This window comes from Affinundibacterium amnicola, assembly GCF_014284275.1.
Taxonomy (GTDB): Bacteria; Pseudomonadota; Gammaproteobacteria; order Burkholderiales; family Burkholderiaceae_D; genus Undibacterium; species Undibacterium amnicola.
This window is the reverse complement of record NZ_JACOFU010000010.1, coordinates 140,325-148,795: the sequence shown is the minus strand read 5'-3', so window position 1 is coordinate 148,795 and position 8,471 is coordinate 140,325. Positions and strand designations below refer to the sequence as shown.

Below are 8,471 nucleotides of genomic sequence, written 5' to 3'. Positions count from 1 at the left end.
TCCCGAACAGGACCGTGAAACGACTTTGCGCCGATGATAGTGCTGCAACCAGTGTGAAAGTAGGTCATCGTCAGGCTCTTATTCCGCATCGCCCCTGATTCAAATCGAATCAGGGGCTTTTGCTTTTATGACTCCTTCTACACTTGTGTCCTCTCCTATTCTTCTGATCCTCGCTTCCTTTCGTATCTCACTTACTAACTAATTTCCTCTTTATCATTAAGAGCACTCATTGCATTTGCTACTTGATCGCTATAATCCTTGTATGTAAATAATCCAGAGCAAAGAAGATCATTTAATGCTCGCTTTTGCTAGCTAAACTGAACCCCTTCAACATATATGCGTAGTGATGATCATCAAATAGTGGCAATTATTGGTGCCGGCCCAGCTGGACTGATGGCGGCTGAGCAAGTTGCACGTGCTGGTTTTGAAGTTCACGTTTATGATGCGATGCCGTCAGCTGGAAGAAAATTTTTGCTGGCGGGAAAAAGCGGAATGAATTTGTCACACGCAGAGGAATTTGATCAATTTAAGTCACGCTATCGACAGAACGCTGACATCTTGGCGCCAAGTTTACGTCAATTTGATGCGAACAAGATTCGTGAATGGGCTGGTAAATTGGGAGTCGAAACCTTTATCGGTACTTCCGGCCGTATCTTTCCCATCGATATGAAAGCTGCCCCATTACTTAGGGCTTGGCTTCATCGATTAAAAGCGGATGGCGTAAGATTTCATATGCGACATAAATGGGTTGGTGTTGAGCATCAGCAATTACGCTTTTCTACACCAGAAGGGATCGTCAATCAGACATTTAAAGCAATTATATTTGCATTGGGTGGTGCAAGCTGGCAACGGCTTGGTTCTGATGGCAAATGGGCGGAGATTTTCGCGAGTGAGAAAATTGCTACCATGCCTTTTCAGCCAAGTAACTGTGGCTTCGTTGTTGGATGGTCTGATTATTTCAAGCAGAAATTCGCAGGTACGCCGCTCACGAATGTCAACGTCAGTTTGAAAAACATTCACAAGGAAACTTTTTCTAAAACAGGACAGTTTGTAATCACGGAAAGAGGCGTTGAGGGAAGTCTGATTTATGCGTTTTCCGCTGACATACGTGAAACGATTCAAGCATCCGGATGTGCTGAATTAGCGCTAGATTTATTGCCAGGAAAATCGCAAGAGCGGGTCATCGAAGAGCTAAGCAGTCCGCGTGGGTCACGTTCCTTATCTAGTCATTTACGTAGTAAGCTTGGCCTGCATCCAGTGCATTGTGCCTTACTACATGAAAATTTACCCGTTTCTGTTATTCAGGATAATGTTGCGCTAGCAAAAAGTATTAAAGCGCTACCCTTGCGTTTGCAAAGCCCATTTCCAATTGACGAGGCAATCAGTAGCGCTGGAGGTGTCGCTTTTGCCGAAGTAAATGAGGATTTTATGCTGATCTCGAAGCCTGGTTGGTTTTGCGCTGGCGAAATGCTGGATTGGGAAGCGCCAACAGGAGGTTATCTGTTAAGTGCGTGTTTTGCGACGGGAGTCACCGCTGGACAAGGTGTAGTAAATTGGTTGAGGCAAAAAGAATTAGTCGTTGGAGAAAAAGAAAATGATCGGTAACGTTGTCACTCAAGTCGAAGTAGCTTCACCTTGTATCAAACAATGCAAAATTGATAGTAACACTAGTTTATGCCAAGGCTGTTTGCGTACGCTCGAAGAGATTACATTGTGGAGTAAAGCAAGTAATGAAACCAAGCGCGCTATTTGGGTAAAAATTGAGAGTCGAAAATCAACGATGGCTGAGAACTAGCGGTATGTCGAATATCTCGACGGGTTCAAGTTTTTCGCGAAAATTGCCGTAAAGCACATAAGACCAACCGGAAATTCTATTATGCGCCCACCTAGCTTGATTTTATCTTTATTGTTTATGGCATTGCCTGCTTATGCTAGCGACACAGTAACAAAGCCAATCAAACAAGCCTCGGCAAAAGAAGAGGCATCAGTTCCTTTAAAAGACGAAATCAAACAGCTCAAGGAAACGCCAATCAAGGAGTCAAAAGCAGAGGCTGCCGCGCGAAAGAAAGAGGCACAGGCAGCCGATGAGTTGGCACTGAAAATAGCAGAACGTTTAGCTGAAATCCGAAAAGACAAAGACGATGTCAGCAAGCCTGCTGCTCGTCCTTTCGTCAGACCATATGTGATCCCTGCGAAGAAAACGGTCAGTGCCGATGATAAGTCAAAGAAGGCTGCGAAACATTGGTCTTATGAGGGTGAAGAAGGGCCGCTAGCCTGGGGCAAGTTAAACCCTTCAAACATCAAGTGTGATCTTGGTGAGCGTCAGTCGCCAATTGATATTCGTGATGGTATTAAGGTCGAACTCGATACACTGAATTTTGACTATAAACCAAGTCAATTTCAAGTTATTGATACAGGTCACACCATACAAGTTAATTTGGGTGCGGGGAATTACCTGAATGTGTCAGGAAAAAATTTCGAGTTGAATCAATTGCATTTTCATCGTCCCTCTGAAGAAAGAGTAAATGGTAAAGGCTTTGAAATGGTTGCGCATCTTGTACATAAGGATCGTGATGCGAAGTTGGCTGTAGTCGCCGTTTTGCTGGAACTAGGAGAGCCGCACCCTGTGATACAAAGCGTGTGGAACAATTTACCTTTGGAAAAGAATGAGATTGTTAAAGCCTTAAAGAATCTCGATGTGACACAGTTGCTGCCGAAGCGCCATGAATACTATACTTACATGGGCTCATTAACGACGCCTCCATGCAGTGAGGGCGTTCTGTGGATGGTCATGAAAGAACCCGTGCAAATATCACCGGAACAGTCAGCAATCTTCGCGCGGCTATATCCGCACAATGCCCGACCCATACAAAAAACTAGTGGCCGAATTATCAAAGAATCCTTATAAAGTGAATGATGTGAACTTCTCTTACGAGGGTAATTCCTCAGTATGCTAAATTTCAGCGTGATCGGCACCGGACGCGTCGGCAAGACGCTTGGGCGTTTATTCGCACAGCATAAGGTCTTTGCGATTTCACAGCTTTTTAGTACGAGCTTAGAAGGTAGCCAACGCGCATTGGCATTTATTGGACAAGGTCAGCCGGTCACAGAATTGACTAAGATGGTTCCGGCGGACATCACTTTGCTCTCTGTGCCAGATGATACTTTCGCGTCAGTCACGCAATCTTTGATTGATGCGAATCAATTAAAGCCTGGCAGTATTCTATTTCATTGCAGTGGCGCGAAATCTTCCCGGGACCTTGTTAGCTTATGCCCGGCATTAGCCCAGCTTTCTCTGCAATTAGCGAGTGTTCATCCGGTACGTAGTTTTGCAGAACCTGCTTTAGCAGTGAGTGATTTTTCGGGAACAATTTGTAGCGTCGAAGGTAGTCCTCAAGCCTTAGATGTCCTCATTCCTGCCTTCCAAAAGATTGGAGCAGAAACAGTGATCATCAATCCCGAGCATAAACTGCTTTATCATGCTGGATCTGTATTTGCGAGTAACTATCTGGTGAGCTTGTTGGACACCGCGATAGCCGCTTATTGTGCGGCGGGAATTGCGCCCGATTTGGCAAAAAAAATGGCGCAGTCTTTGGCGCAAAATTCCTTAGCAAATATTTCCACGCTTGGTACCCGTGATGCGTTGACGGGGCCCATTAAGCGTGGTGACCTGGCAACGGTAACGGCACAGGCTGCTCAGGTTGCCGCATGGAATACGGAGTTGGGTGACTTGTATCAAGCGTTTATTAAGCCAACCATGCATCTTGCAAAGCGTACTTCTGAACGCTAAGGTTTGATGAGACTTTGTTGTCTGCCAAATTACTCTGCAAAGTAAACACTGTTTCTGCCGTTTTCTTTAGCTTGGTACAGGGCGACATCCGCGCGTTCGAAAACGCTATCTTCACTTTCTTGCGCCTTGCATTCAGCCACACCCATACTAACAGTTAAAGATAAACGACCTTTGGTCAAATCGGTGGTGCGAGAAAAATCGTTCGCCGCAATTGTACTGCGCAGATTTTCCGCTATGGATGTCGCTTTCTCTAACGAGCAATTTTTCAATAATAGAAGAAATTCTTCGCCACCCCAGCGGCATATCACATCACTCTCACGTAATGACCGACGCGATATTGCAGCAATTTCTCTCAACACATGATCACCAACCAAGTGACCGTGTTTATCATTAATCTTTTTGAAGTGATCAATATCCATTAAGGCGACACACAAGGTTTGACGTGAACGCTCACTATCTAAGATCGCTTGTTGAAAAACGAAATCAAATGCCTGTCTGTTCAATAGTTTGGTTAGCGGATCGGTCGCAGCGGATTTCTCTATTCGATTTTGGTAGCGACGCACTGAAAACAACACGATCAGTAAAACTGCAATGGTGATGCCAAAGCCAATCGCTGCATTGACCAGCAATAGTTTTTGCAAAGGTTTTAATTCCGACTCCAGATTTTGTTCAACCAAAAGATGCCAGCCAAGCTCAGGGATGAAACGAGAATTCAAATAGATAGATTCATTGTCTAAGGAATATTCTAGATGTAATGATTCATTTTTAGTGTTGGCCAAAATTTGTTTAGCAATTTGATCAAGACCTGGCAGCGTCGAAATATTCACTTTCTTTTGTTTAAATGAACTTCCCGATAGAACCAGATTCCCCTTTTTGTCGACGAAGTAAATTTTTCTTTGAAAGCGTGATTGATAAGTATCAATCAAATGCTTCATCGTATTGAGCGTCAGTCCAATCCCGACTACACCCAGAAATTTTCCGTTGTAATCGAGTACCCGATAATTGGTAAAAATGGTCATGCTATCTTGGTTCGCCATGTCAATATCGACATTGGTTTCATATGCAGCCTTTAGATTTTTGACACGGAAGAACCATTGATCACGTACTTCGGTTTCGCTCACACTTTTGAGTAAGCCATCTGGGTAGTAATAATTTCTCGTTACATCACTCACAAAGAAGCTAGAAATCGCATTGTTCTTGAGTTTGATTTCCTTTAAGTATCTTGAAATTTGCGCGCCATCTTGTTCACCATCAAGAATCCAGTCGCGTACAAACGTATCGTTCGCCATCTGAGCCGAGACAAAAACAGGACGGAGAATATCCTTCTGAATTTCCGAGTAAATATTGTCGCCAGTAATCGGTAGCATGTTTTCAGACAAGCCACGACGCAAGGCATCTTTTGAAACCAAATAGCTGGTCGCTAACACCGCCATAAAACCGAGAATGAGAATTAATGAAATCCAGATCAGTAGACTGTATTGTTTTAGTGATTTACTCATAGACCGATTGCGGAACGAAGGTGGTTGGGTAAGAGGTGAAGGTGGCGTCGAATATGCACAAATTGCGTGTCAAGATCATACTATAAACCACTAATTGTATTGGTTGAATTGGCGATAGTAGCTGTAATTTATAGATGCGTGGAAAGATTTTTTGCGTAAAAAGAAACAGCTTATTCTCGTGATAACAATGCTTTTCAAGTCAAATGCCGTTAGCATGTCATGACTTTATTTATTGCGAAACTTTGAAATGATTTTTGGACATCTCAAAGTGAATCTCGAAACTCCTCGAATTGGAAAAACTATGCATGTCGCGAATAAATTATCTACCCCCATTATTGCCTCTTATCTTTGCGCAGGATTGGCTTTATTGCTGGTATTGAAAGCGGGATTACTGGTCGCTTTGTTTTCTGGCTTATTACTGTATTCGCTAGTGCGGCTGTTAGTGCCTACAATCCAACATAAGTTCAGTAATCAACAAGCGAGAATGATTGCCGTTGTGTTTTTATCGGTGCTGATTATTTTCATGATTAGCATGGGGATCTGGGGTGTCGTTATCTTTTTGCGCAGCGATTCTGGAAATTTGCAGTCTTTGCTACAAAGACTTGCTGAGCTGCTTGAAACATCAAGGCAGCAGTTGCCGATTTGGGTCAGCACCTATTTGCCAGAAGATATTGATGCATTAAAGCGGATGTTAACGACTGCTTTGCGCGAACATGCTGGCGAAGCGAAGATACTTGGACAAGAAGCTGGGCACTTGATTATTCATCTTTTACTTGGCATGGTCATTGGTAGTATGGTTGCTTTGCAAGACGTGACACGGGTTCATCAATATCGCCCGTTTGCTGCGGCTCTACATCAAAGAACCGCGTATTTAGCGGATATGTTTCATCGGGTAGTTTTTGCACAGGTACGTATTTCACTCATTAACACCGTATTTACGGGGATCTTTTTGGCGCTTATTTTGCCAATCGCTGGTGTTCATTTGCCATTAGTGAAAAGCATGATAGCGGTGACTTTCATTGCAGGATTAATCCCAGTGGTTGGCAATATCATTTCAAACACGGTGATTGTGATTGTTAGTCTGTCTCATTCTTTATATATGGCAGCAATATCGCTGACATTTATGGTGGTCATTCATAAGTTAGAATATTTTCTCAATGCAAAAATTATCGGGTCTCAAGTCAATGCAAAAGCGTGGGAATTATTGACTGCGATTTTAGTCATGGAAGCATTGTTTGGTTTACCCGGCGTGGTGGCCGCACCCGTGTTTTATTCTTATGTAAAAAAAGAATTAAGTGAATATGGCTTGGTTTGAGTTTGATTGCTTCATTTAGCATTGAATACAATGAAGCCGCTAAGAAATTGATAATGAATCGATAATGAAAAGGAGCTTGAAAGATGATTTTGGAATTAGCCGATATACGTATCCACTCCGGTCAACAAGTCGCATTTGATGTCGCGATTCAACAAGGCTTGAATCAAGTCATTGTGCACGCGAAAGGATTTCGTGGTTTTAAAGTAAATAAGGGCATTGAGTCTCCTGAACGTTATGTACTGATGATTTTTTGGGATACTTTAGAAAATCATACGATTGATTTTCGCGAATCTGCTGCATTTACTGAGTGGCGTAGCATCGTTGGGCCATTTTTCTCTGCGCCACCAATGGTCGAACATTTCAATTTATTGGCGAAGTCTGCATAGAAATCGAAATGCGTGAATAATTCCGTTAGAAATTTGAGTTTGAAGGCTGGTTGCTCGAGATCTTGAGAATTGTTAAACCGCCCCAAGTTGTAAAGATTAACGCACGTGCTTTTTGAATACCTGATGGGTTTCTTGAAAGTCGCAGTGTCCCATTGTTTGTAAAGGTCATTATGGTTCCCCATCTCGCCACCGCTTTAAACGGTCCCTTACTCGATTTTGAGAAAAAAATTCTTGAGGCGACGCCCTCAATTGAGCGTTGGTTTCGCTTGGAGTGGCAGGAGCACACGCCACCTTTCTATTGTTCAGTTGACATGCGCAACTCAGGTTTCAAGTTGGCACCAGTTGATACGAATTTATTTCCGGGCGGTTTTAATCATCTTGGTTCAGAAATGCTGCCGTTAGCAGTACAAGCATCGATGGCGGCGATTGAGAAATATTGTCCAGATGCGCGTAATTTGTTGTTAATTCCTGAAGACCGGCCATGCAATGCTTCATATTGGCAAAACATTGCACGCCAAATGCAGATTTATCGTCAAACTGGCTTAAATGTTCGCTTGGGTAACTTGGATGAGAGTTGTCTTGAAACGAAGAGCATCGTGTTGCCTGACGGTGGAGAATTATTGTTGGAACCCTTGCAGCGGTCTGCCAATGGACGTCGATTAGGCTTAAAAAACTTTGATCCTTGTACGATCTTGTTAAACAATGATTTGTCGACACGCATCCCAGCGATTTTAGAAAACATTCATGAGCAGACCTTACTCCCGCCCTTGCATGCCGGCTGGGCGATGCGGCGTAAAACGAATCATTTCGCCAGCTATGACGAGGTCGTGAAAAAGTTTGCGAAAATGGTGGAAATTGATCCTTGGTTGATTAATCCATTTTTTGCTAAATGTGGCGATGTCGATTTTGAAGCGGGTACAGGTCTTGATGGCTTGATGGCGACGGTTGACACGATCTTGGCAAAGGTCCGTAAAAAGTACAAAGAATACGGCATTAAGGATAAGCCTTTCGTTATTGTAAAAGCGGATGCGGGTACCTGCGGCATGGGGATTATGACCGTGCGCGATTCACGCGAGGTTCGTGATCTAAACTCGAAACAGCGAAACAAGATGACGGTGGTCAAAGATGGTCGTGAAGTTCATGATTACATCGTGCAAGAAGGTGTCTACACATTCGAGCAGATAGAAGAAAGTGTCGCTGAGCCTGTGGTTTACATGATAGATCGCTATGTCGTCGGTGGCTTTTACCGCGTACATCAAGATCGCGGCGTCGACGAAAATCTGAATGCGCCGGGAATGGAGTTCGTGCCATTGGCATTCGCGCAGCAACATGCTGTGCCAGATATGCGCGCGAAACCAGGTACCGCTGCCCCGAACCGTTTTTACATGTATGGAGTGGTGGCGCGACTCGCTTTATTAGCCGCATCCTTAGAGTTGGAAAAGACAGATCCAAATCCGGAAATTTACTGAGCCCAGATAAAC

8 protein-coding genes are annotated in these 8,471 nt (G+C 43.7%); 7 read left to right on the top strand and 1 reads right to left on the bottom strand.

What is annotated here, in order from left to right:
- The first annotated feature begins 336 nt into the window (after positions 1 to 336).
- The 4 genes from H8K33_RS18615 (at position 337) to H8K33_RS18600 (ending at position 3,790) form a co-directional block, all read left to right on the top strand.
- On the top strand, positions 337 to 1,605 hold the full coding sequence (locus tag H8K33_RS18615; protein WP_186892567.1) for a TIGR03862 family flavoprotein: 1,269 nt from the start codon (positions 337 to 339) through the stop codon (positions 1,603 to 1,605).
- Positions 1,595 to 1,795 carry a DUF1289 domain-containing protein gene (locus H8K33_RS18610; RefSeq protein WP_186892566.1) on the top strand — a complete coding sequence of 67 codons (201 nt, stop codon included), beginning with the start codon at positions 1,595 to 1,597 and terminating at the stop codon, positions 1,793 to 1,795. Before H8K33_RS18615 ends, H8K33_RS18610 begins: the two co-directional genes overlap by 11 nt.
- Before the next feature lie 81 nt (positions 1,796 to 1,876).
- Entirely contained in the window at positions 1,877 to 2,908 is a 1,032-nt protein-coding gene (locus H8K33_RS18605) for a carbonic anhydrase (RefSeq protein WP_186892565.1), read from the top strand.
- Between the two features lie 42 nt (positions 2,909 to 2,950).
- Positions 2,951 to 3,790 carry a Rossmann-like and DUF2520 domain-containing protein gene (locus H8K33_RS18600; RefSeq protein WP_186892564.1) on the top strand — a complete coding sequence of 280 codons (840 nt, stop codon included), beginning with the start codon at positions 2,951 to 2,953 and terminating at the stop codon, positions 3,788 to 3,790.
- A gap of 29 nt (positions 3,791 to 3,819) precedes the next feature.
- Here the strand turns inward: H8K33_RS18600 and H8K33_RS18595 are convergent, their stop codons facing one another.
- On the bottom strand, positions 3,820 to 5,289 hold the full coding sequence (locus H8K33_RS18595; protein WP_186892563.1) for a sensor domain-containing diguanylate cyclase: 1,470 nt from the start codon (positions 5,287 to 5,289) through the stop codon (positions 3,820 to 3,822).
- A 301-nt stretch (positions 5,290 to 5,590) separates the two neighbouring features.
- Between H8K33_RS18595 and H8K33_RS18590 the strand changes: the two genes are divergently transcribed.
- The 3 genes from H8K33_RS18590 to gshA all read left to right on the top strand — a co-directional run bounded on the left by H8K33_RS18590 (position 5,591) and on the right by gshA (position 8,459).
- Entirely contained in the window at positions 5,591 to 6,604 is a 1,014-nt protein-coding gene (locus tag H8K33_RS18590) for an AI-2E family transporter (protein ID WP_186892562.1), read from the top strand.
- 83 nt (positions 6,605 to 6,687) lie between these two features.
- Positions 6,688 to 6,990 (top strand): antibiotic biosynthesis monooxygenase family protein, encoded by a 303-nt coding sequence (locus tag H8K33_RS18585; protein ID WP_186892561.1) that lies wholly within the window; start codon positions 6,688 to 6,690, stop codon positions 6,988 to 6,990.
- Positions 6,991 to 7,160: 170 nt separating this feature from the next.
- The gene (gene gshA / locus H8K33_RS18580) at positions 7,161 to 8,459 is read left to right on the top strand and encodes a glutamate--cysteine ligase (RefSeq protein ID WP_186892560.1); all 1,299 of its coding nucleotides are present in this window, start codon (positions 7,161 to 7,163) and stop codon (positions 8,457 to 8,459) included.
- The last annotated feature ends 12 nt before the right edge of the window (positions 8,460 to 8,471 follow it).

Coding starts and splice junctions, on each gene's coding strand:
- gshA (WP_186892560.1), top strand. CDS start 7,161: ATGGTTCCCCATCTCGCCACCGCTTTAAACGGTCCCTTACTCGATTTT.
- H8K33_RS18590 (WP_186892562.1), top strand. CDS start 5,591: ATGCATGTCGCGAATAAATTATCTACCCCCATTATTGCCTCTTATCTT.
- H8K33_RS18585 (WP_186892561.1), top strand. CDS start 6,688: ATGATTTTGGAATTAGCCGATATACGTATCCACTCCGGTCAACAAGTC.
- H8K33_RS18595 (WP_186892563.1), bottom strand. CDS start 5,289: ATGAGTAAATCACTAAAACAATACAGTCTACTGATCTGGATTTCATTA.
- H8K33_RS18610 (WP_186892566.1), top strand. CDS start 1,595: ATGATCGGTAACGTTGTCACTCAAGTCGAAGTAGCTTCACCTTGTATC.
- H8K33_RS18605 (WP_186892565.1), top strand. CDS start 1,877: ATGCGCCCACCTAGCTTGATTTTATCTTTATTGTTTATGGCATTGCCT.
- H8K33_RS18615 (WP_186892567.1), top strand. CDS start 337: ATGCGTAGTGATGATCATCAAATAGTGGCAATTATTGGTGCCGGCCCA.
- H8K33_RS18600 (WP_186892564.1), top strand. CDS start 2,951: ATGCTAAATTTCAGCGTGATCGGCACCGGACGCGTCGGCAAGACGCTT.